Annotated in this window: 20 protein-coding genes; 18 read left to right on the top strand and 2 right to left on the bottom strand. The window is 69.5% G+C overall.

All coding sequences use genetic code 11. The features are described 5' to 3' along the window. The first annotated feature begins 249 nt into the window (after positions 1–249). Positions 250–4,680 (top strand): ATP-binding protein, encoded by a 4,431-nt coding sequence (locus ABZ714_RS00530; RefSeq protein ID WP_358822886.1) that lies wholly within the window; start codon positions 250–252, stop codon positions 4,678–4,680. Between the two features lie 282 nt (positions 4,681–4,962). On the opposite strand, the gene ABZ714_RS00525 is transcribed toward ABZ714_RS00530, so the two are convergent. Beyond that, positions 4,963–5,154, bottom strand: coding sequence for a hypothetical protein (locus ABZ714_RS00525; RefSeq protein WP_358822885.1), 192 nt, complete (start codon positions 5,152–5,154; stop codon positions 4,963–4,965). A gap of 145 nt (positions 5,155–5,299) precedes the next feature. Between ABZ714_RS00525 and ABZ714_RS00520 the strand changes: the two genes are divergently transcribed. The 6 genes from ABZ714_RS00520 to ABZ714_RS00495 all read left to right on the top strand — a co-directional run bounded on the left by ABZ714_RS00520 (position 5,300) and on the right by ABZ714_RS00495 (position 11,517). Then, the gene (locus ABZ714_RS00520) at positions 5,300–6,466 is read left to right on the top strand and encodes a hypothetical protein (protein ID WP_358822884.1); all 1,167 of its coding nucleotides are present in this window, start codon (positions 5,300–5,302) and stop codon (positions 6,464–6,466) included. 7 nt (positions 6,467–6,473) lie between these two features. After that, positions 6,474–6,869, top strand: a complete 396-nt coding sequence (locus ABZ714_RS00515) for a hypothetical protein (protein WP_358822883.1) — start codon at positions 6,474–6,476, stop codon at positions 6,867–6,869. Further along, complete coding sequence (locus ABZ714_RS00510; RefSeq protein ID WP_358822882.1) at positions 6,859–8,064, top strand: hypothetical protein; 1,206 nt, start codon at positions 6,859–6,861, stop codon at positions 8,062–8,064. Before ABZ714_RS00515 ends, ABZ714_RS00510 begins: the two co-directional genes overlap by 11 nt. A 207-nt stretch (positions 8,065–8,271) precedes the next feature. Then, the gene (locus ABZ714_RS00505) at positions 8,272–9,282 is read left to right on the top strand and encodes a restriction endonuclease (RefSeq protein WP_358822881.1); all 1,011 of its coding nucleotides are present in this window, start codon (positions 8,272–8,274) and stop codon (positions 9,280–9,282) included. Between the two features lie 281 nt (positions 9,283–9,563). Continuing rightward, positions 9,564–10,472 (top strand): hypothetical protein, encoded by a 909-nt coding sequence (locus tag ABZ714_RS00500; RefSeq protein WP_358822880.1) that lies wholly within the window; start codon positions 9,564–9,566, stop codon positions 10,470–10,472. Positions 10,473–10,581: 109 nt separating this feature from the next. Then, positions 10,582–11,517 carry a DUF5655 domain-containing protein gene (locus tag ABZ714_RS00495; RefSeq protein WP_358822879.1) on the top strand — a complete coding sequence of 312 codons (936 nt, stop codon included), beginning with the start codon at positions 10,582–10,584 and terminating at the stop codon, positions 11,515–11,517. A gap of 96 nt (positions 11,518–11,613) precedes the next feature. Here ABZ714_RS00495 and ABZ714_RS00490 read toward each other — a convergent pair whose 3' ends face one another. Beyond that, the gene (locus ABZ714_RS00490) at positions 11,614–12,363 is read right to left on the bottom strand and encodes a site-specific DNA-methyltransferase (protein WP_358822878.1); all 750 of its coding nucleotides are present in this window, start codon (positions 12,361–12,363) and stop codon (positions 11,614–11,616) included. Positions 12,364–12,905: 542 nt separating this feature from the next. Between ABZ714_RS00490 and ABZ714_RS00485 the strand changes: the two genes are divergently transcribed. The 11 genes from ABZ714_RS00485 (at position 12,906) to ABZ714_RS00435 (ending at position 23,210) form a co-directional block, all read left to right on the top strand. Then, positions 12,906–14,027 carry a C40 family peptidase gene (locus tag ABZ714_RS00485; RefSeq protein WP_358822877.1) on the top strand — a complete coding sequence of 374 codons (1,122 nt, stop codon included), beginning with the start codon at positions 12,906–12,908 and terminating at the stop codon, positions 14,025–14,027. Between the two features lie 69 nt (positions 14,028–14,096). Beyond that, a complete protein-coding gene (locus ABZ714_RS00480) occupies positions 14,097–14,405 on the top strand; it encodes a DUF6112 family protein (protein ID WP_358822876.1) in 309 nt (102 codons plus the stop codon). 65 nt (positions 14,406–14,470) lie between these two features. After that, positions 14,471–15,127: a hypothetical protein gene (locus ABZ714_RS00475; RefSeq protein ID WP_358822875.1), complete on the top strand. Its 657-nt coding sequence runs from the start codon at positions 14,471–14,473 to the stop codon at positions 15,125–15,127. A gap of 45 nt (positions 15,128–15,172) precedes the next feature. Continuing rightward, the gene (locus ABZ714_RS00470) at positions 15,173–16,651 is read left to right on the top strand and encodes an ATP-binding protein (RefSeq protein ID WP_358822996.1); all 1,479 of its coding nucleotides are present in this window, start codon (positions 15,173–15,175) and stop codon (positions 16,649–16,651) included. A gap of 87 nt (positions 16,652–16,738) precedes the next feature. Beyond that, positions 16,739–18,208, top strand: coding sequence for an SCO6880 family protein (locus ABZ714_RS00465; RefSeq protein ID WP_358822874.1), 1,470 nt, complete (start codon positions 16,739–16,741; stop codon positions 18,206–18,208). A gap of 19 nt (positions 18,209–18,227) precedes the next feature. Beyond that, positions 18,228–18,635, top strand: coding sequence for a DUF6238 family protein (locus tag ABZ714_RS00460; protein ID WP_358822873.1), 408 nt, complete (start codon positions 18,228–18,230; stop codon positions 18,633–18,635). Positions 18,636–18,652: 17 nt separating this feature from the next. Then, positions 18,653–20,155, top strand: coding sequence for an ATP-binding protein (locus tag ABZ714_RS00455; protein WP_358822872.1), 1,503 nt, complete (start codon positions 18,653–18,655; stop codon positions 20,153–20,155). A 240-nt stretch (positions 20,156–20,395) separates the two neighbouring features. Further along, entirely contained in the window at positions 20,396–21,037 is a 642-nt protein-coding gene (locus ABZ714_RS00450) for a hypothetical protein (RefSeq protein ID WP_358822871.1), read from the top strand. 97 nt (positions 21,038–21,134) lie between these two features. Continuing rightward, positions 21,135–21,887 carry a hypothetical protein gene (locus ABZ714_RS00445; protein ID WP_358822870.1) on the top strand — a complete coding sequence of 251 codons (753 nt, stop codon included), beginning with the start codon at positions 21,135–21,137 and terminating at the stop codon, positions 21,885–21,887. 48 nt (positions 21,888–21,935) lie between these two features. Further along, the gene (locus ABZ714_RS00440) at positions 21,936–22,433 is read left to right on the top strand and encodes a hypothetical protein (RefSeq protein WP_358822869.1); all 498 of its coding nucleotides are present in this window, start codon (positions 21,936–21,938) and stop codon (positions 22,431–22,433) included. A 36-nt stretch (positions 22,434–22,469) separates the two neighbouring features. Then, complete coding sequence (locus tag ABZ714_RS00435; protein ID WP_358822868.1) at positions 22,470–23,210, top strand: hypothetical protein; 741 nt, start codon at positions 22,470–22,472, stop codon at positions 23,208–23,210. Positions 23,211–23,294 lie beyond the last annotated feature (84 nt).

Below are 23,294 nucleotides of genomic sequence, written 5' to 3'. Positions count from 1 at the left end.
GCGCCGCATCCGTTGGTACATCGACCAGCAAGCCCGCCTCGACTCCCCGGCCTTCGGCCTCGACGGCAGTTGCTACCCCCGAAACGACTCCAGCAACCGCCGTAAAGGACACACCTTAGCTGCCGTTCCAGGGCCGTCCGCAAGACTCTGCGATCCGCTGCCACTCCACTGTCAGCGCTGGCGAGTACGGTGAAATTCCGCACATGCATAGCACGAGGACGGGAGACCGTCCGACAGCAAGGGGGATCGATGGCGCCGAGGCCAGGCGGCGAAGCGGATAAGTTGGGCAACCGCTACGAGGGCATCTGGACGATCAGGCACGCCCTCTACGTCCTGCTTGGCCAGGGCGAGTCGATCACCCTTGAACCGGACGGGGTTCTGGGCGAGGGAGCAGAGTTCGTCTACCGCTCCAACGGCAGAACCGAGGTACACCAGGTAAAGCGACAGAACCGGAATGCCAATGGCTGGAGTGTGGCATCGCTCCACAACAAGGAGATTTGGCGGCATCTCAGGACGCATGCCGAGCTTGGCCACGAGTTCCACTTCGTCTCCACGGTGCCTGCCCGGCCGTTGCAAGAGCTCAGCAACCAGGCCCGCAACTCGGACGACTATGCCTCCTTCGTTCGTCACCGGCTGACCAAAGAGCTTCAGCCGTCCTTCAACGAACTGTCCTCCCCGAAGATCTATGGCACACCCGAGATGGCGTGGCGCATGCTTCGCTCTTTGTGGGTGGCATGGCCCGACGAGCGGGACATCATCGCGATCAATGCCACCCTCGCGGAACAAGTTCTGGCCGGCGCCTCCGGTCAAGTCGCAGCCCTCGGGCTGGGTGATCTCCTCAATGACGCCCTGGGTGTCCGTCTCGATGCCGCAGCCGTCACCGCCCGGCTCCCGCGGTACAGGCTGCGGCGCGTACGTCTGCTGGACGGCGGGGCCGTGGCCGGAGCGGTAGGCGAGGCCACGCAGCGCTGGGCAGCGAGCGCCGAACGCGATCTCCTGCAGCCGGTCATCCCTCGCCCGGAGGCTGACCTGCTCAAGGAGCGAGCGTCCGACGGCCCACCGCTCACCCTGCTCACGGGAGCCGCCGGGGGCGGCAAGAGTGCCGTGCTGCACCAAGCATTCACGGGTCTCAACACCGAGGAGACTCCGGTGCTGGCGTTCCGGCTCGACCGACTTGGTGCCTTCTCCACCACAACCGAGCTGGGCGAATGCATCGGACTGACCACATCGCCTGTCAGCGCGCTCGGTGCCTTGGCGGACGGGCGGCCGTCTGTCCTGATCGTGGACCAGCTCGACGCCGTCAGCGTGATGTCCGGGCGCATCCCGAACGCCTTCGACGCAGTCGCCGATCTGGTCCGTGAGGCGGGTGCCTACCCCGCCATGCGGGTCATCCTCGCCTGCCGGAAGTTCGACGCCGAGCACGACCACCGTATCCGGCAGCTCACCGATCCGGAACGCTGGGCCCATGTCACGATCGGGGAGCTCGATGACGGGCAGCTCGACTCGGCCATCACCGCCATGGGGCTCGATGCCGCTGGCGTCGGTCCGGATCAGCGGCGGCAGCTGCGATCCCCCCTGCATCTGGTACTGCTCGCCCAGGTTGCCGACAGGGAAGGAGCACTGGCCTTCCGGACCGCCCAGCAGCTCTTCGATTCCTTCTGGAACCACAAGGAGAGGGAATGTCGGCGCCGAAATCCAGACGCGAGATTCCAGGAGGCAGTCTCCGCCGTCGCCGAGGCCATCAGCCGTCGGCAGCAGCTGTCAGTCCCTCACACCGTCCTCGACGGAAATGGTCTGTCTGCCAGCAGGGACACGTTGGTGTCGGAACACGTACTGGTGCGGGACGGCCCGCGGATCGCCTTCTTCCACGAGAGCTTCTTCGACTACGCATTCGCACGTGGCTGGATGCACCGCAACGAGACTCTGGTCGCCTTCCTCACCAGCAGCGAACAAGAACTCTTCCGACGCAGCCAGGTGCGCCAGATCCTCGCACATTTGCGGGAGTTGGATCCCGAGCGGTTTATCGAGGAGACCGAGGCGCTGCTGCTGTGCCAGGAAATCCGCTACCACATCAAGGAAGCGACACTCACGCTGCTCGGCAGCTTGGAGACACCGACGGCCGAGGAGTGGGACTCCGTAGCACGGGTACTGGAGACCCGGCCCGCCTATCTGGACCGGCTGGTGCACACCATCGGCTGCGCCAGCTGGTTCGGCTGCGCCGACGCTGACGGGGTAATCGAGGACTGGTTGAGTGGGCACGATTCGCAGGAGCGTGAGTGGGCGCTCCGGATCATGGCGGGCGCCGTCAAGATGTACCCCGATCGGGTGGCCGAACTCCTGGCGCCCCACACCACGCATCCGGATTATCCTCTGTGGCTGCTCGGGATCACTCGTTTCGCCGAGGTCAGAGACAGCAGACCTCTCTTCGACCTGCTTCTCAGTGCGGTGCGGGCCGGGCAGTGTGCGGCCTACGAGCGTGCTCTCTGGGTCTCCGTGCATGACCTCGGTGAGCAGCGGCCGGAGTGGGCGGTCGAGCTGCTCGTCGCCCATCTTTCCGAGCGGCCGGATGCTCTGCGACTCGACGATCACCGGAGGGTCGTCGCTCTTCGCAGCGAAGATCACTTCGTCATGCGCTTGGTCGAGCACGCCTCCACTGGTGCTTCAGCGTTCTTCTGTGACCGGCTGGTCCCCGTTCTTCTGGTGGTCATGGAAGCCACCGCGCATCCTTTGCGGGCCGGCTGGCCTATCAGTGATGGCCACTTCGCCTTCCGATGGCCGAGCCAGGAAGCCAGGGGGTTGGACTCCGCTCTACTGAATGGTGCGGCTACAGCACTGCGAGCCAGCGCGCTGCGCTCCCCTGCCCGGCTCCGCCCGCTCTTGGAGGAGCTGGCGGCTGTCCCGTACGACACGGCTCAGTGGCTGCTGTACCAGGCCCTTGATGCTGCGGGCGAGGCCCTCGCCTCATGGTCGGCCGAGCTATTGATTGAGGGCCGACACCGCCTGCTGGCCGGGTACTCGAACCATGTGGTCTGGAGTGCCCGCGAGGTCATCCAATCTGCAAGCCCCTCCCTTCCCGGTCACACCCTCCGTCAGCTGGAGGAAGCCGTGCTCCATCTCCGTCTTCCCCCCAAGGAGGAGTTCTCGCCCTGGGATGAGTTCGCTCTGCTTTCGGCACTGCCCGAGCAGAGGCTCTCCGAGCAAGGGGCCCGGCGGCTGGGTGAGCTGCGCCGCCGCTATGGCGGTGCGCATCAGCCAGAGGTGCCGAAGGAAATCACCACAGGGACCATCGCGCCTCCCATCGCCGAAGAAGCCGCCCGCAAGATGGGCGATGCCCAATGGATGCAGGCCATGAGGAAGCACAATGAGGACCGCACCAACTGGGACACCTTCACAGGCGGCGCCCTGGAGCAGTGCCATGTACTGGAGGCCCAGACCACCGAGGAACCTAAGCGATTCGCCCGACTCGCCCTGACCTTCGACCGCGAAATTCACCCCGCATACGGCACGTCGCTCCTCATGGGGCTCGGGAAGGCCGAAGAGCTCAGCGATCCGGAACCGGTCTTCGCCGCAATACGGCACCTCGCCGGACTGAACCTGGCCGAGCACGACCGCTGGCTCGGCCAGCCACTCCAGAAGTACCTGGCAACCGCACCGCTCGATCTGGTCGAAATCATCCTCAACCGGGCTCTTGGCGCCGGCCGCCCGGAGGACGAACCCAGTGAGCTGAACAGCCCCGATCTGTACTTCGTCGGCATCAACACGGTGCGCGGCGGTGCCGCCGAGAGCCTGGGCGACCTACTACTCCACGACTCCGACGGCTCCCGGACCGCCTTGGTGGCCCCCCATCTGCACCGCTTGGCCGCCGATCCATCCCCTGCGGTCCGCTCCTGCACCGCCCACGTCCTCCTCACCGCCATGCGACACACCAGCGCTCAGGCGACCGCGGCTTTCCACGTGCTCATCACAGCGGATGACGCGCTGCTGGCCACTCCGCGCGTGGTCCGACTCACCGTGGCCATGGGGTACGAAGATCCTCCCGCGGTCAAGCCGGTGATCCAGCGAATGCTGTCCTCCGCCGACGACACGGTGCGGCGCTCCGGTGGACTCCTCGCGGCGCTGGGAGCCATGCAATGGGACATGCCAGACCTGTTGCAAGCGATCCTCGCGGGTAACGACGGCGCACAGCGCCAAGGTGCCGCTGAACTATGTGCCCAAAAGCTTTCCAGCACCGCCGATCTCGCCCTCGCTCACGAAGCACTCAGCCAGTTCTTCCACGACCCAAACCAGCAAGTACGTGAGGCCGCCGCCACAACGGCTTCAGCCCTGCGAAGCCGACGCCTTCGCCCGTTCCGGAAGCCACTCACCGACCTCATGGCTTCGCCCGCGTTCAGCTATGCCCTCCCCCAGTTGTTGATCACTCTGGAGGAAGCGCCCGACCGAGTCGACGACCTGATCCTGCAGTGCGTCCGCCGCTTCATCGAAGAGCACGGCGCTGATTCCGCAGACATCTCCACTCGTGCGGCAGCCGACGCACACCACATCGGAGAAATACTGGTCCGTGCCTACACCCAAGTCGGCTCCAGCTCACGCCGCTCGGGCGTCCTCGACCTACTGGATAACCTTCTCCTCAATGGGGCACAGGGTTTGACCGAAGCAGTCAACAGCGTCGGTCGCCCGTGATCACACCCACACCGATCAGGCCGAACCCTAGACCTACGCATTACGAGCACGCTAGTGATCGTGCCGGGCCGTGCTGCCTCGTACTGTCCGATGGTGTTTTGCCTGATCAGAGCAGCACTGGTGGTCCGGCGGGTGCCGGTCGGTGTTGCACCGTCCAAAGGCGTCCGCGCTCCCCGTGCGCTCCCCTGGTGGCTGCCCGTGACCGGCGATGTCCGGTCAGCGACTGGTCGGTGGCTCCGGAATGGTCCTTGTCACCATCCCACAGTCACCTGGCCGGGGAGGTCACAGGGTCCTGGGGAGGGGGAAGTGGCAGTCGAGGATCTCGCGGGCTTCCCGCCGGCGGGCGCGGCGGGGGTGGAGCAGGGCGACGCCGACGATGACGACGTAGACGGTGATCCAGATGTACAGGGCGGTGATCAGTGCCCAGGGCAGGGGTCCGGTGGTCGGGAGCAGGGTGGTCAATGTGGTGAGCATGGTTCCTTCTGATGTGTTGCCGGGCTGTGTGCTCCGGCGGTTCCCTTAGATCACCAGGCCCGGTGTGCCCGGCCTGGGTAAAGGTGGGGGGTCTCTATTTCCGAGAGGCGCGTCCTCTTCCGGTGGGGGTGGGTAGGTTCGCGGCATGTCTTCTATGGGTGGTCCGGTCTCCGCTGATCAGCAGCTCGTCGAGCACGCGCGTCGGCACGGTTTCGTGGTGTCGGTGAAGCAGCTTGCGTCGTGGCGGCGGGCGGGGCTGTTGCCGGAGCACACGAGGCAGGCGCTGGGCCGGGGGCGCGGGAGCGCGTCGGTTCCGGACGACGAGGCATTCGGTCTGGTCGTGGCGCTCGCACGGCTGGCGCGGCGGGGCGCTCGGCCTTCTCATCTGGCGCTGGTGCTGTTCGGCGAAGGGCACCCGGTGCCGGAGCGGACCGTGCGGGGTGCCTTCGAGAAGGCGGTCCGGGGCCTGGGCGCCGGGCTCGGTGAGGAGGGTCCGGAAGAGGGGGAGGACGGGGAAGAGTGGGCGGAGCGTGTCGCCGACGAGGTGGTCGCCTCGGGGCGGCGGGTAAGGCTCGTTCCGGCTCGGGTGCGTCGCATCGATGAGGGCATTGCCCGGTACATGCGTGAGCGGGGGGTGGCGTGGCCTCCTCCTGAGCTGGCTGGCCTGGACAAGAATCCGGAACCTCCGAGCCTGTCCGGCGGGGAGGTCACGGCTGCTGTGGTGACCACGGTGCTGCGTGGAGGTGCCGCTGTCACGCCGCAGGGGATCGGTGACGTGCTGCGGGCTATGCAGCCGACGGGGTGGGGCAATCCGGGGGCGTCGCTGGCCGAGTACACGGTCGAGGACGTCCCTGATGCCGCCCGGGAGGTGTTCCTCCCGGACGGTGGGATGAGCACCGTTCCCGACGGTGACGTCCGCGGCGCCCTGCTGGGTCTGGCGAAGACGGCCACCCTGGAGGATCTGCGGGACGCCTGGGAGGTGAGCGGGGCGACCCGAGAGTGGGCGCTGGACCTGTGCGTACGGGTCGAGGCGGAGCTTGGGGCCGGCGAGCTGGGTGACGCGGCCCTCACCTGGCTGATGGGCAGGGCCTTCGTGTCGGGGATGGTGCTGATGGCCCAGGTGGGAGACCGCCACTGGTCCCCCTCGGACCGGGCGTCGGACACCCTGATCCTGTTGATGATGCGGCAGTCGTTCCGCGATCTTGACGGTGAGGTGCCGGGCTGTCAGTGGGAGCTGTTTGAATCCCCCGCCGTGATGCCAGCCCCGCTGGTCCCGTTCCTCCGGCCGCAGCACGCCTCTGCGATCCAGTAGGCAGATCATGAACCAGAACCCTCGTGAGACCGTGGCGGTGGCTACGGCCGAGATGGCGGTACTGCGTGCTCTGCAAGTGGCCGGTCGACGGTTGCTCGCGCGGCGGAGCCGGGCGGTACGGGGCCCTCTGCAGGGCGTCCCTCCGTGGGAGCTACATGTCCACCTGCCGGTCGGCGATACCGACCTGGCGCTCCTGCTGCGGGACGCGTGGGACATCCCTGAAGCCGTCGGCCTGCCCTCGATGATGATCGAGAGCCTGGATGAGCATGTGCGGATTCTGCTTGCTGCGGGGGTCGGGTACCGCCGGGATGACTTGATCAAGACGGTGTCCCGTCTGCCGCTGGAACAGCTTGAACTGCCCTGGGACGCGTGCGGTGGGGCGGACGAAGTTCATGGCGGATGATCCCGTGGAGCTGAGGACGGCAAGCGTTCTCTGGCATTGCACCGGCGAGACGGTCGAACCGTATGACCGTTGCCCTCGGTGTGGCGACTTCCATGACGTGCGGGCTGACCGCAACGGGCGCTTCGACTTCATGTGCGGCCGTGACCGGGCGGTTGAGGTCACACAGGTGACCAGCAGTGTGGCTGAGCAGAACCGGCGTTCCTGGGAGCCGTATCTCAAGGAGCGTGTGGTGCCCGAGTTGGGTCTGGGCTGGCATGTGGTGTTCGAGAGCACGGCGAAGGCGACCTACGGGGGCCGCAAGGGGGGTGCCCGGTTCAAGGATGCGCTGACCGTCATCAGCCCGGCCCTGGCCGAGCTGGAAAGGCGTGGTGTGGACCGCTTCGGCCCCGGTACGGCCTGTATCGAGCAGCCATTCCATGAGGAGGCGTGCCCGTACGGCATCCTGGGCAGTGCTGGGGTGGCCTTCGGTTGTTCCGTGCGCAGCGAGACGGGTACCGGCTTCATCAGCGCCGGGCTGCTGACGGGGTACGACCAGATGCCGGCTTTCAACCCGGCCCACTGGGCCAAGGAAGCTGAGAAGAACCGACGCCGGGGGAAGCCTCCACCGCCGTCTCCGGTACCGGAACCTCCCCAGATGGGCCCGGTGCTGTGGTCGTTCGGACCGGGCTTCATCGCTTTGCTGGAGGAGCGCCGGGCCGAGGACGAACGGAAGTGCGCCGAGTCGATGCGAGCCCAGGTTCCCGGCGGTTTTACCGATGCCGAGCTGGCCGAGCAGGCCCGCCGGGAGGTGAGCGAGCGGATTGCATGCGCGCGATCCTTGACCTGGCGGACCGCGCTTCCGGCGAAGCCGCCGCCCATCGCCGACGCCGACGGTGGAACGGAGCTGGTGAAACTGCTGGAAGTTGAGTTCGGGCTGCACGAGGACCTGGCTCTGAAGCTCAGCGCGGCTTCTGACCGACCGCGTCGAGAGGTGTTCTTCTGGCTCACCTGGATGCGTTCTTCCGCATGGCACCGCCTTGCCGACCCGGGCATGCTGCCCCAGCGGCCTCCGAACGTACCGGCCGGGATCACCGGCCTCTGGGTCGGCTGCCTGCTGGACCAGACCCACGTCCTGCACTGGGACCACGACACCGGGTGGACGCGCCACCCGCTCCCGAACCCACTACCCATCCCCCAATTCCCCGGCTGCCCCTGACCAACGGCTGGACAGCACAGCGGCATTCCGGACCCCTCCTGGACCGAGGTCGGCCTCTGAGGAGGGCAGGTGCTCGTTGGAGATTCCCTCGCGTTCGGTCAGAGGTGCCGAGGTCCAACCCTCGGCACGGACCTACACCTTGACCTGCACGTATAGCTTTAAGCAATGATTTGGGCCACTGTCAGTGCCTCTGAGTAATCTGTCCTGGTGATCGATGAGTCTTCGCCCCACATAGCCCTCCCGCGCTACGCGGACACCGGTTTGATCAAGATGATGCAGAAAGATCTTGCCGAGGCGAGTCAGGGCGATCTGCTCGCCGCCTTCATCTGGTCCCGGGAAGAGAAACGGGCCTGGCAGATCATCTGCGCCCTGGAGCATTGGCAGACGGAGGCGGAGGAGGAAGGAAGACGTGCGCGGCTCCGGGCCTCCGGCGATCACATGAGCGCTGATTTCTGGGCATCGATGCGCGAAGACTGGCAGCGGGACATCGGCCGTACGGCGGCGAAGCTTGAGGGCGGGGCCGATCGGCTCAGCGCTCTGGCGAAGGAGGCTCGGGCAGTCCATGAGCAGCTCATCGACGTGGCGGGTGATTTCGAGAGGTATACCGCCGACAGAGCCGATGGTGAACAGATCCTGGACGAGTCGGCCCGGCTGTACGGTCAGGGCCGCAAGGTGATGAAGGCGGTATCCCGAGCCCTGCGGGAAGAGCGGGACGATGCACACCGGCTGGTGGTGTTCAACGCCGAGTGCCGGGCCTACATGGCTTCGTCGCAGAGTATTTCCCTCAGAAGCATCGACGCGCTCCATCACAGTAAGTTCGAGGAGTGGACGGCCTGGCTGCTCCAGCGGGACGGTTACAAGGTGCAGCGCGGCAAGGGGGGTTCGGGGGACCTCGGAGCCGATGTGATCGCGGTGTCGCCTTCCGGCCAGCGGGTGGTCGTGCAGTGCAAGCACATGGGCACACCAGGGCGCTCCGTCGGGAGCGACGCTCTGCAACGGCTCAATGGCACGGCTCGGGATATCCACGGAGCCGACATCGTGATCATGGTCACGAACGGTGGTGTCTCAAAGCCGGCCCGACTGTTCGCCGAGGACCAGAGGATCAAGAAGATCCATCTGATCGACCGGGCGGTTCTCCAGCGGTGGGCGACCTGGGGGCGGCCGGTGGGTGAGATTCTTGATCTCCCGGAACCGGACGCGGACGCGTCGGCTGCCTGATTCCCATTCGTGCCCGTGAAGCATCAGCTCGTCATGAGGACGCCAGCCGGATCGGCTCTCCGGCTCGGCCGGAGCTTCCTGCGCTGTGCTTCGCGCGGGGCCGGGCGAGCCATACGGCTCCGCAGGGGGCAGGGGTGGTGGGCCCTGCAGGAACTCGGCGGATATCGTCGTACCAAGCCCTCGGACCTCGTCTCGACAGCCGGGGACGTGCGTCTGGCACCGACAGCCAGCAGCACGCCGGGCGGGGTATTTCTCTGACTGTGACGCAAAGGCGGGACCGCGTGACTACGGTGCACGATGCCATCGCGCTTGACCAGGAATCCGGGATGATCTTGATTCCGGCGAGCCAGCGCCACGAGTTCGCTATCGGCGTCTCAGTCTGGGACGGCACCGCGAAGGACGCCTTTGACGCCTTCGTTCAGCGCGAGGCCGCATCAGGCGGCCTGGACCGACTCAGTCGCACATCCGGGCGAAAAAACACCATCCTGCCTCTCACAGTCCAGCTTGTTCCCAGGCCGGACAACGACTACAACCCCCTGGCCATCAGCGTGGCCTCCCCGCCAGGCCACGGGGGGACTGATCACGATCGTCACTTCGGTTACCTGTACGAGCGGAACCTGGTCTCCCTCGGCGGCCCGATACGCAGCCTGGCATACGTCACCGGACGCCCCGTTGGCTGCCACGCCTATGTGGAGCTGCACCGGGTCGACACCCGGGAGTACCAGGAATGCGGCGTTGACTACGGGCCTGTCATCCCCGCCTCCGGCAACGTCCTGTTCGGCTACGGAGGGCTCCGTCTGTTGCTGCCCTGGTGGGAAGACCTGCATCGGATGGCCATCACCTATGCACGGACGGTTGCCCCCGGCCGGATCCTCCCCTTCATCGGGCACTGGGCCTCCTGGGCGCCGGGCGCGCGCCAGGAACTTTCCGCGCGGACCCAGGACCCTCTGTTCCCGATCACGCTGCGGATCGAGGACGGGGAACTGCTTGCGTACCACCAAGACCTGCTACTGGCCTGTCTGTGGCCGTCCGGCAGGGACTTCTTCGACCGCACTGCGGCACACGTGCGGGAACTGGGCGGAACGGCTACCGCGTACGCGGAGGACTACGAGGGCTCCATCAAGGTCTATGTCGAGGACAGCAGCCCGCCGACGAGAGACCGGCCACGTCGACCGCCGCAGCGTCGCTGACCGTCCGCTGTCACGTGGGGAACTGGATCACAGTTCCGTATCGGCGGAATATCCGCTGGTCCGGGACGATTCTCTGCCCAGTCGATCTGCCGATGGGCTGGGGGTTCGTGTGAGTGATCTGAAGGCGTTCCGTGTGGACGGCGGGCGTGTGGTGGAGATGGCGGGGTCGTCGGTCGCGCTGGAGCGGGAGCTGCAGTCGCTGGTCGAGGCGAACATGGAGGCGATGCTGGGGGTCCGGTTCCTGGCGTCGGAGTACGAGACGGGGCGGCATCGGGGGCGGATCGATTCGCTGGGGCTGGACGAGACCGGGGCGCCGGTGATCGTCGAGTACAAGCGGACCCGGGACAAAGAGGTGGTCACGCAGGCGCTGTCGTACCTGGCCTGGCTGAACGACAGCCAGTCGGAGTTCGAGGGCCTGGTGCGGGAGCAGCTCGGCGCGGAGGCGGCGGGGTCGGTGGACTGGAGCCGTCCGCGGATCGTGTGCGTGGCGGGGGACTTCACGCCGCACACGGTGGTGGCGCTGGAGATGATCCGGCACCGGATCGATCTGGTGGCGTATCGGATGTTCGAGGACGTGGTCACGCTGCGGCTGGTGGCCTCCTTCACCGCCCCGTCCGGCGCTTCGGTCGTTTTCCGTTCCCGTACCGCCGGGGCGGCCTCGCCGACGCAGGAGGCGCGGGCCTCGGGCGGGGGCAAGACGGTGCAGGAGTATCTGGACGGGGCGCCGCAGGGTCTGAAGGATCTGTTCGCCGATCTGGACGCGGTGCTGATGGAGTCGGGTTCGGTGCAGCGGGAGACGCTGCAGCACTACGTGGCGTACCGGCGGATCAAAAACGTCGCGTCGGTGAAGGTGCAGCCCCGGAAGCGGACTCTGGTGGTGGGGCTGAAGCTGGATCCGGACTCGGTGGAGCTGGTCGAGGGCTTCACCCGGGACGTCCGGGGCATCGGGTTCCTGGGGACGGGGGATCTTGAGGTGCGGATCAGATCCCGTGCCGACCTGGAGCGGGCCGGGGAACTGATCCGCCGCAGCGTCGAGGCCGGCTGACCCCGAAGACGATTCGAGGGCGGTTGCGGCACCCGGTGTCCCGGGTGCCGCAGCCGCCCTCTTCTCGTTCCGCCCTCGGTCGGGGCCCGGGTCTTCTCACTGCTCCGGTCCGGCGAGGTCGAGGTCGTCCTGGGTGAGGAAGGCTTCGCGCAGGCGCTGTTCGGCGACTTCGGCGTAGTGGTCGGACAGCTCGACGCCGACGAACGAGCGGCCTTCGAGGAGGGCGGCGACTCCGGTGGTGCCGGAGCCGGTGAAGGGGTCGAGGACGGTGCCGCCGGGGCGGGCGACCTGGACGAGCTGGCGCATCACCTCGACGGGCTTCTGGGTGATGTGGACGCGGTCCTTGCGGGGCTGGGAGGCGATGTAGTGGCCGGGGAGGTAGAGGTCCCGGGTCTTGTCGAGGGTGCCCTTCACTCCCCAGAGGATGAACTCGGAGTCCTGCTTCGGGCCTCCCTTGCGGGGGCGGGAGGCGGGCTTGATCCAGGGGATGGTGCCGGACCAGGTCCAGCCCGCCATCTGGAGCGCGTCCGAGGTGGTGGGCTCCTGGCGCCAGTCGGTGAAGACCATGACGACGGCGTGCTCGCGGGCGGCCCGGTAGGACTCGGTCAGCAGATCGGTCAGCCACGCCCGGTACGAGCGCTGGTCGCGGTTCTCGCCGGGGAAGTTCGCCAGGTCGTGGCCGGCGTCGCCGCTGGTGTATTTCGCGCGGGCCGTACGGGCGGTGCGTTCCGAGGACGTGCGCCCGCCGGAGTTGTACGGCGGGTCCGTGATGACGGCGTCGACGGACTCGTCGGGGAGGGTCTTCAGGACGGTGAGCGCGTCGCCTCGGTGCAGGGTGTACGGCACGGCGGATTCTCCTTCGGGAAAGACGGGTGAACGCCCGCCCATTCGATGAGCGCGTGCGGGCGCGGACCGCTCAAGCACCCTGTCCGGGGCGAGCGGTGCCGCGAACGGTAGCCGTCTTTTCCGGCCGCGCCCAATGACCCGGTGGCCGTTGCCGGGGTCGTTTGGTGTGGCCGGATTTCCCTCCTACAGTCCCGTCGTGTTCGCCGCTCCGGGCCCTGCCCAGAGGGCGGTTGACCTGTGCTGTTGCGTGCTGCCCCGTCCAGCGGACGAGGCGGCCGGGACTATCCGATGGGGGCTTTTTCTGTGTGGCGGGTGAGATTACGAGGGCGGCTTGCTGCCGCCTCTGAATGGACGGGCCAGGCGTCCGGGAGTTAGCCGCTCCCGGGTGCCTCCCGGCCCTTCTTCTCTCCTTTTCTTCTTTGACCCGTCCGACTTCCGGTGGCCCTTTTCGACGAGAACGCCGGGGCCGGGCGGCCTACACGCAAGGAGCCGTCGATGCGGCATGCCCAGATACGCCCCTCGCCCCGTCCGGCGGGGTGGTCGTGAAGAAGGTCGCGGTGATCGCGGGCGGGGTCGCGCTGGCCCCGCTGCTGCTGATCGCCCCGATCGCCGTCGCCCTGGCCGGCGCGAGCAGCGCGCAGGCCACCTGCGACACCGGTACACAGGGTGTGGATACCGGGGCGGTGGCCGCGCAGGTGGAGTCGATCCTGAACGGCGGTGACGGGGGCGGTGTTTCGGTGCCGGGCCTGACGAGCCCGAAGGAGCAGATCCCGCACGCGCGGACGATCCAGGCGACCGGGGTGGCGATGAAGGTCCCGGTCCGCGGGCAGATCGTCGCCCTGGCCACCGCGATGCAGGAGTCCGGCCTCCGGAACCTCGACTACGGGGATAGGGACTCGCTGGGCTTGTTCCAGCAGCGCCCGTCGATGGGCTGGGGCACCCCGGAGCAGGTGCGGGACCCGGTGCACGCGTCCACCCGCTTCTTCGAGGGTCTACTGAAAGTCCGGGGCTGGGAGTCGATGACCGTCACCCAGGCCGCCCAGGCGGTCCAGTTGAGCGGTTTCCCGGACGCGTACGCGAAGTGGGAGCCGCTGGCCACCGCGCTGCAGAAAGCCCTCGCCCCCACCCTCACCAACGACGGTGCCGGAGGCGAGGTCGGCGGCCCGGGTGGTCCGGGTGCTCCCTCCGGTTGTGGTCCCGGGGGTGACGGGTCGGAGTTCGGTCCGATTCCGGCCGGGGTGCTGCCGAAGGGGTACGAGATCCCGAAGGACGCGCCGAAGTCGGTGCAGACCGCGATCCGCTGGGGCCTCGGCGCGCTGGGCACCCCGTACCAGTGGGGCGGAACCTGTTCCGCGCCTCGGGGGCAGGATCCGATGGGGCGGTGCGACTGCTCGTCCCTGATGCAGGCCGCGTACAAGGCCAGCGGCGTCACCCTCACCCGGACCACGTACACCCAGGTCAAGGAGGGCAAAGCCGTCAGCGCGACGGCGCTGAAGCCCGGTGACCTGCTGTTCACCCGGGGCACGGCCCAGGTGCCGGAGCACGTCGGTCTGTTCATCGGCTCCGGGCTGATCCTGCACTCGCCCCGTACCGGCGATGTCGTGAAGATCGCCACGCTCGCCGAGTGGCGGCCGGACATCCTCGCCGCCCGCCGCGTCGTCTGACGCGCGCCTCCTCTCTCCCTCTCTCTCTTCCTCCCGGGCATCTCTATGCCCTGAAACAGGAGTTTTGTGGTGACTGTCAGCCAGTCGGGTCAGTTCCTGGCCTTCAACCCCGGTATCAAGCCCGCGGACGGCGGTCTGCCGGGCCTGGACGTTCTGAAGGACGTCATCAGCTCCATCAACCTCTTCGGGATCATCGCGGTCGTCGGCGCGCTCGCGGTGTCGGCGCTGGTGTGGGCGTGGGGCCATCACTCCGGTGGTCACCAGGCCGAGGCGAACGGCAAGAAGGGCACGGTCGTCGCGGCCGGATGCGCCCTGCTGCTGGGCGCCGCGAACGGGATCGTCAGCTTCTTCTCCGCGATGGGCACCCAGGTCAACTGATGCCCACCTCCCAGAAGAAACGTTCCTCCCATCGGAGGAGTCCCCGACCCTCCCGGGGTCCGCTGGTGGCAGGCCCGGCATCGTCGGTGCTGCACCGCTCGCTGATCGTGGCGGTGGTGCTGGCGCTGCTGACCGCGGTCGCCGGGCTGGTCGCCTACCTCACCCGCGAAGAGCCCACCACCACACGGGAGTCCGCGCCCGAGACCCGGCAGTCGGCCCCGCCGACTCCCGCTCCGGTGAAGGCCCCGAAAGGGGGCCAGGTGGCGGCGCCCATGAAGACGACCGATCCGGTGGAGTTCGCCAAGGCGGCGGCCAAGGTCCTGTGGTCCTACGACACCCGCCGCCTCTCCCAGACCGAGCACATCGCCGGGCTCAAGCGCTGGATGACCCGCGAGAAGAAGTACGCCGACTGGTCCTCGGTGGCGGACCTGGTGCCGGATCCGGTGCTGTGGTCGCGGATGGGCGACCAGGCCCAGTACGCGACCGCGACGGTCGGCGAGGGGCACTTCCCGCAGGCGTTCAAGACCGCCCTCGCCAACAACCCGGGGGCGATCACCGACGCGTACGTCTACGCCGTCACGGTCACCGGACGGCAGTCGATCGCCTGGACCGGCTCCGAGAAAGGCACCGGCGCCGAGGCCCGCTCCTCGACCCTCGCCGTCCAGTGCCGCCCCGACCAGGCGTGCCGTCTCGCGGCCGTCCTGCCCGCCACCGCCCCATGAACCGGAAGGAGGTGAACCATGCCTTCAGCATGTGATCTGCCCCTGATGAACACCGTCTGCGACGCGGTCGGCGGCGTCGTCAGCTCGACCGGCCAGGCCGTCACCGACGGGATCGGCGCCTGGATCGCCAAGTCCATGGGCGAGATGGCCCAGGCCGCCGCCGACCTCGCCGCCCAGGCCGTGGACAAGACCACCGCCGTCGACCTCAACGCCACCTGGTTCCGCGAGAACTACGAGCTGCTGCTGCCCATCGGCCTCGTGCTGATCGTCGGCACGTTCTGCCTGCAGCTGATCCGGGCCGCCTGGCAGCGGGACGAGCGAGCCTTGTTCCAGGCGGTGACCGGCACGGTGGCGGGCGTGTTCTTCGCGTTCGCCGCCATCGCCTGCACCACCGTCGCCCTCACCATCGTCGACGCCCTCTCCGCGGGGTTGTTCAAGGCGGCGAACAGCTCGGTGGACGATGCGATCCGCCGGCTGATCAAGGTCAACGGGTACGGGGCGATGTACGGGCTCGGCTGGGGGATCCCCGCGATCGTGGCCCTCGGCGCCACCATCGGCGCGTTCCTCTACTGGGCCGTGATGGTCGCCCGCAAGGTCGGCATCCTGATCCTGGTCACGCTCGCGGTGTTCGCCGGGGCTGGCGGGGGCTGGGAGGTCGCCCGCCGCTGGCGGCGCGGCTGGATCGAGGCCACCAGCTCGCTGATCGTCTCCAAGCTGCTGATGACGATCGTGTTCCTGCTGGGCACGTCCGCGATGGGCAAGACCGACCCCTCCGACGGTCTCAGCGCGCTGTCGGACGCCATGGCCGGGATCGTGATCATGGTCCTCGTTCTGCTGTGCCCGTACGCGACGTACAAGTTCGTGCACTGGGCGGCCGAGGGCAGCGGGCAGGACGACCTGCACCGCACCGGCGTGGCCGGTGTCGCGGTTGCGGCCGGGGCGGCGAAGACCGCTGGCCAGCTCGCCATGCAGGCCGGAACCGGTGTCCCCGCCCCACAAGGTCCCGCGAAGGTCCCCGGCCAGGGCGCCGGGGGCGTCGCCTCCGGGATCAACCCTGCCGGAAGCAGCAACACCTCTCCGGAGGGGATCTCCGGGGACGAGCCGCCGCAGACCACCTTCCGGTTCGGCGAAGACCCGAACGCCACCGGCGATAAGGGCCAGCCGCTGATCCGCCGGCCCCGCGCCGACGGCGACCGCGGGCAGCCGCTCATCCAGCGCCCCGGCGGCGGTGCGGGTACTGGGTCCGGCGGTGGGGTGACCGGGCCAGCGACCGGAGCGACCAGCGCCCCCGCCCCCTCCGCGCCAGGCGCCGGACCGGCGGCCTCGGGCCCAAGCGGGACAGCGACCGCCACCGGTCCGGCAGCCACAGGGGCACCGACCGGTCCGCCCCCGGTGATCCAGGCGGTGACCGGCCCGTCGGCCGCGCCCCGGCCGCCGGCTCCGCCTGGGCTGAGTCCGCAGGGCGGTACGACCCCGGCCCGGTGGGTCTACCCGACGCCGCCCACCGGCACGGGCCGGCCCTGACCGGCTGACCGGCACCCCTGGGGGCGGGCCCGTCGCCCGCCCCCAGGGCCCCCCTTCTTCCCTCTTCCTCTTTGGACGGCTCCGCCCATGCACCCTGACACCACAAGCTCTCCGGCTCCGGCCACGGTGAAGTTCCCCCACCGCTCCCGCCGGGGCATATTGCTCGGCCTCACCGCGCCGCAGCTCGTCGCCGTCGCCCTGACCGGCCTGCTCCTCCTCGCCGTACTCATGGCATCCGGCGTCCCCGGCGCCCTGAAACTGATCCCGCTCTGGGCACTCATCCTGGCCGCCGTCTTCGTCCGCCACCGGGGGCGGTCGCTGGCCGACTGGGCCCCGATCGCCCTGCGGTACGCGTCCCGTCGGGCGAAGGGCCAGCTCGTGTGGCTGACCCGCCCCTCCACCCGGCCCCGCCGCGAGGGCCTGCTCCACCTCCCCGGCACCGCCGCCTCCCTCCGGGTAGCCACCTCCCCCGACCGGCGTACCGGCGCCGTCCACGACCCGCACCTGGGCACCCTGACCGCGGTGGTCCGGGTCTCGTCCCGGGCGTTCGCCCTCCTCGACCCGGCAGCCCAGAACGCGAATGTCGCAGGGTGGGGACGGACCTTGGCCGCACTGTCGCGTACGGGGCACATCGCCCGGGTGCAGGTGCTGGAGCGGACCGTTCCCGATTCGGGTGACGCGCTCCAGCGGTACTGGTCGGAGTACGGCGACCCGGCCACCCATCTCGCCGGACCGGTCTACACCGACCTCCTGGCCGCCGCCGGGCCAGCGGCGGCGCCGCACGAGAGCTACGTCGCCATCGCCCTCGACCTGAAGGCGGCCCGGCGTCTGATCAACCAGGCCGGCGGCGGACTGACCGGCGCGTTCGCGGTGCTGACCCAGTTGACCGCGACGTTCGACCAGTCCGTCCGCAACGCCGGACTCACCCCCGGCGGATGGCTCTCGGCCCCGGAGATCGCCGCCGTGATCCGGACGGCGTACGACCCGAAGGCGGGCGCGGCGCTGGATCAGTGGTCGACTTCCGACCGGCCGCAGGCCGACCCCGCGGCGGCCGGGCCGGTGGTGCTGGTGGAGAAGGCGGACCGGATCGAGACCGACTCGGCCCACCACGCCACCTTCTGGATCGAGAACTGGCCCCGCATCGAAACATCACCGGGGTTCTTGCACCAGCTCCTGTTCACCTCCGGCGTCCGGCGCACCCTCTCCCTGACCTACGCCCCGAAGGGCCTCGACGCGGCGCTGAAGGACGTGCAGCGGAAGAAGGCCACGGTCATCGCCGACGCCACGGAGCGGCAGCGCAAGGGCCAGGTTGACTCCGAGGAGGACTCGGTGGAGTACGCGGACATCAAGAACCGGGAACGCGAGCTGATCGCCGGACACGCCGACGTCGCCCTCACCGGCCTCGTGACCGTGTCCGCGGACACCCCCGACCAGCTCAACTCCGCGTGCGCGGCGATCGAGACGGCGGCCGTGGCGGCGCTGGTCGATCTGCGTCCGCTGACCTGGCAGCAGGCCGAAGCCTTCACCAACGCCGCCCTCCCCCTCGCCCGCCCGTGAACCACAGACCGGGAACCCCATGCCGACCGACCTGGCGTTCGCCACCGAGGCCCTCGATTTCCACCGGGCGATCACCGTCCCCGACGGACCCTTCGCGGCCAGTCGCCCGGAGCTGGACGCGCTCCACCAGCACTGCCTCGCCCTCTACGCCCTCCTCGACGCCCACACCACCCGCACCACGCCCGTCGACCGGGCCGGGGGTGAGGCGCTCAAGGCGGCGCGGGTGCGGCTGTGGCAGGCGGCCGAGCATCTGCACGCCGCCTGGCACCGCGCCCCCGCCCCAGACGCCGACCGGCTGCTGACCGCCGGCGGCTGCCGACCCCGGCTCCCCGTCTGCGGGCGTCATCTGCGGATGTCCGTACGGGTCCGCCGCACCCACACCCCCGCCGAACTCCGGGCACCCTTCACCGGCCCCCACCACCTCTGACCGACCGGAGCCACCCTGTGTCTGTTCGCCCCCGCGCGACCGCGAGCCCCCTGTTCACCCCCCACCGCGCCGACCGCCGCACCAACCGGCGGGCGAAGGCGGAGTTCACCGCCGCCCAGGCCAAGGCCCGCCACGCCGCCCGCCCCACCACCCGCCGCACGGTCTCCGGCCCGGATCCGGAGCTGCAACCGACCTACCCCGCCAGCGGGCGACCGGGCCCGGCCTCCGCCCGCGGCGGCCGGCTCCGTCTTCCAGCCCACCGGATGACCACCGCCGTCGCCAGCGGGGCGTATCCGTTCCTCGCCGAGGGTGGGCTCGGCGCCCAGGGCATCTACGTCGGCCAGGACGTCCACGCCGAAGCCGCGTTCACCTACGACCCGTTCTCCCTCTACGGGCGGCTGGACGGGTTCACCAACCCGAACATCCTGCTCGCCGGGATCATCGGCATGGGCAAGTCCGCCCTCGCCAAAAGCCTGGCGCTGCGGGCCACGGCCTTCGGCTACCGGATCTACGTCCCCTGTGACCCGAAGGGCGAGTGGACGGTCGTGGCCCGGGAGCTGGGCGGGCAGACCATCGCCCTCGGCCCCGGCCTCCCCGGACGCCTCAACCCCCTCGATGCGCCGGAGAAGCCGTACGGGATCAGCGACGAGGACTGGACCACCGAGGTCCGCAAGCGCCGCCTGCTCCTCCTCGGCTCCCTCGCCAAAACCGTGCTCCGCCGCGAGCTGCACCCCATGGAGCACACGGCGTTGGACATCGCGCTCGACCAGGTCGTCGTCTACACCCACCAGACCGGCACCACCCCGCTGCTGGGCGATGTCGCGTACGTCCTCGGCTCACCCCAGCACCTCGACGCCGCGACCGGCGAATCCTCCGGGCGACTCGGGCGGGCGGCCGAGGACCTCGCCCACGCTCTGCGCCGGCTCATCCACGGTGACCTGGGCGGGATGTTCGACGCGCCGTCCACCGTCCGGTTCGACCCGGCGGCCCCGATGCTGTCGATCGACCTGTCCCGCCTCGGCGGCACCGGCGACGACACCGGCCTCGTCCTGGCGATGACCTGCGCGTCGGCGTGGATGGAAGCGGCGATCTCCGACCCCACCGCCGGACGTCGCTGGGTGATCTACGACGAGGCGTGGCGGGTGATGCGGCATGTCGCCCTGCTGGAACGCATGCAGTCCCAGTGGAAGCTGTCCCGGGGCCTGGGCATCGCCAACATGATGGTCATCCACCGGCTCTCCGACCTGCTGACCGCGGGCGAGGCCGGCTCCCGGGGCCGCGCCCTCGCCGAAGGTCTTCTCACGGACTGTTCGACGCGGATCATCTACCGGCAGGAGGCCGACCAGCTCGCCTCCGCCGCCACCCTCCTCGGCCTCACCGGCGTCGAGACCCAGGCCGTCGCCGCCCTCACCAAAGGCCGGGGCCTGTGGAAAGTCGCAGGCCGGAGCTTCATTACTCAACATCTGCTCCACCCGGCCGAGCGGGAACTGTTCGACACGGACGCCCGGATGTCCGCCTGACCCGGGCCCTCGCCGGCAGGGCCGCCGTCCTCGGGTCCGGTGACCCTGCCCTCTCCCCTTCTATACAAGGAGCGTTGCGTTGCTGTCCCGACGCCGCCTGCGCCGAGCGATCGGCAAACTCGTACGGCTCTACCTCGATACCTGCACGGCCCAGGCCGGTCACGGCCGCGTTCACCTCGGAGCCAGTCCGTTCGGCCCCGAGCCAGAAACCAGCCGCTCCCGCCGCCATGACCGGGCACGATGACCGTGGAGGACGCGTACGAACGTCTCGCGGCGTCGGTCGAGGCCGGGGAGAAGGTGCTGGCCGACTGGGACGCCGTCTCCGACAGCCTCTGCGACGCCGACGGCTGGGCCCTGGACGACCGGTACGACCTGCGAAAGCAGCAGCGCGACGCCGACATGTGGACGCTGTTCGCCCCCTACCTCACCGAGGGGGCGGCGCTGATCGTCCCGGCCGAGGACGTTCTGCCGGACCTGGACCCGAAGCAACGGCTCGAACAGCGCTGGGACCAACGCCTGCGAACCCTGCGGGAAGCCCTCGACGGTGGCCGGCACGTCCGTGACGAGTGGCTCGCCGTCGAGAACGCCCTGGTCCCCGGGCATCCGCGGACTGGTGAGGTCCGGGCCGAGGCCCTGGTCGAGCGCAACGCCGAGGGCTGGCACTACTCGCTGACCTGGGCCGAGAACGCCGGCGCTCTCGTCGAGATCGCCCGCGCGGCCGAACCGCTCGCGGGCCCGACGCCCCCGGCGTCACAAACCCTCCGGGCCGAGGCGGCGCTCGCCCGCTCACCCCAGGCCGGCCTCTCCCCTCCCACACCAGCACCGTCACCCGTACCGACGACCGGTTCCGTACCCGACCGGCGCGGCGGACAGGTCCGCTAACCCGGAACCCTCGGCCGCGCAAAATCGCCTCCCCGGCCCGATCATCGGGCTCCCGTACCGGGCTGCCGGTTGGGACGCCTTCCAAGGAGTTGGTCTTGTGCTGCAGTTGGATCCCGATGTGACCTTCGGGGCGCATCCAACGTTCGGTGTGGTGGCGGAGACAGCCGACGACCGGCCGTTTTACGCCGAGGTCCTACGCCGCCACCAGTTCGCCTACAGCGACCACCTACGCCTATGGCACCTCACGCCCGGCACGCCGTTCAACACGGCGGTTCGGCTGGTGGCGTCGGCGTCGCGGGATTTCCAGAACTCGGGGCTGGATGTGGTGGCCGACCTGCGGGCCATGCTTCCGCCGGTAATCCTGAGCCCGACTGGGAAGGCGATGCGGGAGCCGCTGCCGGGGCTGTCGCTGACCGCGGTGACGGCCGAGCTGTCCGGGCTGAAGCGGGCGATGGATGTCGCCGACGCGCTGGATCCGGTCCTGGACGAGGACCACGGGGTCTTCGCCGGGCTGGAGGGCGTCTTCGCCTCGGCGGCCTCGTGGTGCGAGCAACTTGGTACGAAGCATGGACGGGAGCTGGCCGAGGAGTTGCGGGCCGGGGTGCACCAGGTGGTCACGCTCGGCGAGCAGCTCCTTGAGGTCCAGCTCGCCCTCTCGGTCATGCCGGACACCGTCCGGGAGAACGCCCCGGCCCCGGTGCGGGAGCGGTCCGCGGTGCCGGAGGTGTCCGAGGCCGCCCGTGTCCGGTCCACAGTCGCCGCCCCGCCCCGGCATCCGTTCACCGCCGCGCCGACTGCGGGCACCGCCTTCCCACCGGCGGAGTCCGCGCGTCCCGGCCGCACCCGCTGAACCCCCTTCCCTCCTTCTTCTGTTCGTCTCGTATCGAGGAGCACGCTCATGGCCGTCAAGACCATCTGGCCCGTTGACCACGTCTGCGGACATACCGCCGAGGTGGATCTGGCCGCCCGTCCGGCCGATCAGCGGGCGGGGTACGCCCGGTGGCTGGCCGGGCGGGACTGCACCGACTGCTGGCAGGCCGCCCGTACCGGCGACGCCGAGGCCACTGCCGAGCGGATCGCCGTACTGCGGGCCGCCGAGGCCGGCTCCGCCCGCGCGTGGGAGGAGGAGTTCCGGATGCCGCCGCTGGAGGGCAGCGAGCGCGCAATCGCCTGGGGCGCCCGGTGCCGCCACCAGCTCGTCACCGCCGCCTACGCCGCGCTCGTCACCGAGGGGACCACGAGCGAGGCGGAGTGGGCAGGGGTGGAGGACGCGGTACGGCCGGTGACACGTGCCGGTTGGTGGATCGACCAGCGCGACGCCGACCCGGCCGACCTCCCCGAGCTGCTGGCCGCCGCCAGCGGGGCCGACCGGCCCACCGAGAACCCCCACTTCTGACCATCCTCCTTCCACCGATCCCCTTGGAGTCCCGTGATGACCGAGCCCGAGCAGCCCCATGTGGTGATCGTCCGCGAGCAGGGCGGCAACGTCGCCGCCATCCCCCACCGGGGCTTCCAGCGGGCGGAGCACGGCGTGCTGGCGATGGAGATGCTGCGGCACGCCGGGTTCATCGACGACCACGGACCGGCCTCCCGGCAGTACCGGCTGCACTGGGACATGGGCCGGGAGTACGAGAACCGGCAGTCCACCTCAGCGGCGAAGATGCTCACCGCAGCCGGCTTCCGGGTCGATCTCGACCCCTCCCTCGACACCGAGCTGTTGGCCACCCCCTCCGACCCTGTCGGCCGGCTCGTGCACGGGCAGCAGCTTCTTCGGCTGACCGACCGGCTCAACGGCGCCGGGTCCCCGGCCGAGGCGGCGGATGTCGCCGAGCAGGTCCTCGACCCGGTCGACGGGGTGCTGGCGCGGCTGTCGGAGTTCTTCGAGGCGGCGGTCGAGCAGGCCAAAGAGGCCGGGACGGACGAAGGCTGGGACCTCTCGTACCTCTTCGAAGACGCCGCCGCGACCGTCACCGCGCTCGGCGAGGACCTCCACATCGCCGCCGACCGGATGCGCGCCCTGGCAACAGCCACTGACCAGGGCCGGGAACCCGGACTGCACGAGGCGGCCCGTGCCCAGTCCCCCACCCTCACCGGCCGCACCGTCTCCCCCTCGCCCACCCCGGCCGCTGCCCCGCTACCGTCCGCCGTCCCGGACCGGGGACGGACCCGGTGAACCACCTCCGCCTGCCGAGCGGCTCAGCCAAGTGCGCGGACATGGGCCCTCGTGCAGGTCCTGCCCAGGCAGCCCGTCCGGTCT

The organism is Streptomyces sp. NPDC006798 (assembly GCF_040635975.1).
In the GTDB taxonomy this organism is placed as follows: Bacteria; Actinomycetota; Actinomycetes; order Streptomycetales; family Streptomycetaceae; genus Streptomyces.
This window is presented reverse-complemented; position numbering and strand designations above follow the sequence as displayed.

Bases quoted from the DNA above. Each gene is read 5' to 3' on its own strand.
- ABZ714_RS00525 (WP_358822885.1), bottom strand. From the start codon at position 5,154: ATGCTCACCACATTGACCACCCTGCTCCCGACCACCGGACCCCTGCCC.
- ABZ714_RS00470 (WP_358822996.1), top strand. From the start codon at position 15,173: ATGAACACCGTCTGCGACGCGGTCGGCGGCGTCGTCAGCTCGACCGGC.
- ABZ714_RS00435 (WP_358822868.1), top strand. From the start codon at position 22,470: ATGACCGAGCCCGAGCAGCCCCATGTGGTGATCGTCCGCGAGCAGGGC.
- ABZ714_RS00465 (WP_358822874.1), top strand. From the start codon at position 16,739: ATGCACCCTGACACCACAAGCTCTCCGGCTCCGGCCACGGTGAAGTTC.
- ABZ714_RS00510 (WP_358822882.1), top strand. From the start codon at position 6,859: ATGGCGGATGATCCCGTGGAGCTGAGGACGGCAAGCGTTCTCTGGCAT.
- ABZ714_RS00520 (WP_358822884.1), top strand. From the start codon at position 5,300: ATGTCTTCTATGGGTGGTCCGGTCTCCGCTGATCAGCAGCTCGTCGAG.
- ABZ714_RS00440 (WP_358822869.1), top strand. From the start codon at position 21,936: ATGGCCGTCAAGACCATCTGGCCCGTTGACCACGTCTGCGGACATACC.
- ABZ714_RS00460 (WP_358822873.1), top strand. From the start codon at position 18,228: ATGCCGACCGACCTGGCGTTCGCCACCGAGGCCCTCGATTTCCACCGG.
- ABZ714_RS00450 (WP_358822871.1), top strand. From the start codon at position 20,396: ATGACCGTGGAGGACGCGTACGAACGTCTCGCGGCGTCGGTCGAGGCC.
- ABZ714_RS00530 (WP_358822886.1), top strand. From the start codon at position 250: ATGGCGCCGAGGCCAGGCGGCGAAGCGGATAAGTTGGGCAACCGCTAC.
- ABZ714_RS00515 (WP_358822883.1), top strand. From the start codon at position 6,474: ATGAACCAGAACCCTCGTGAGACCGTGGCGGTGGCTACGGCCGAGATG.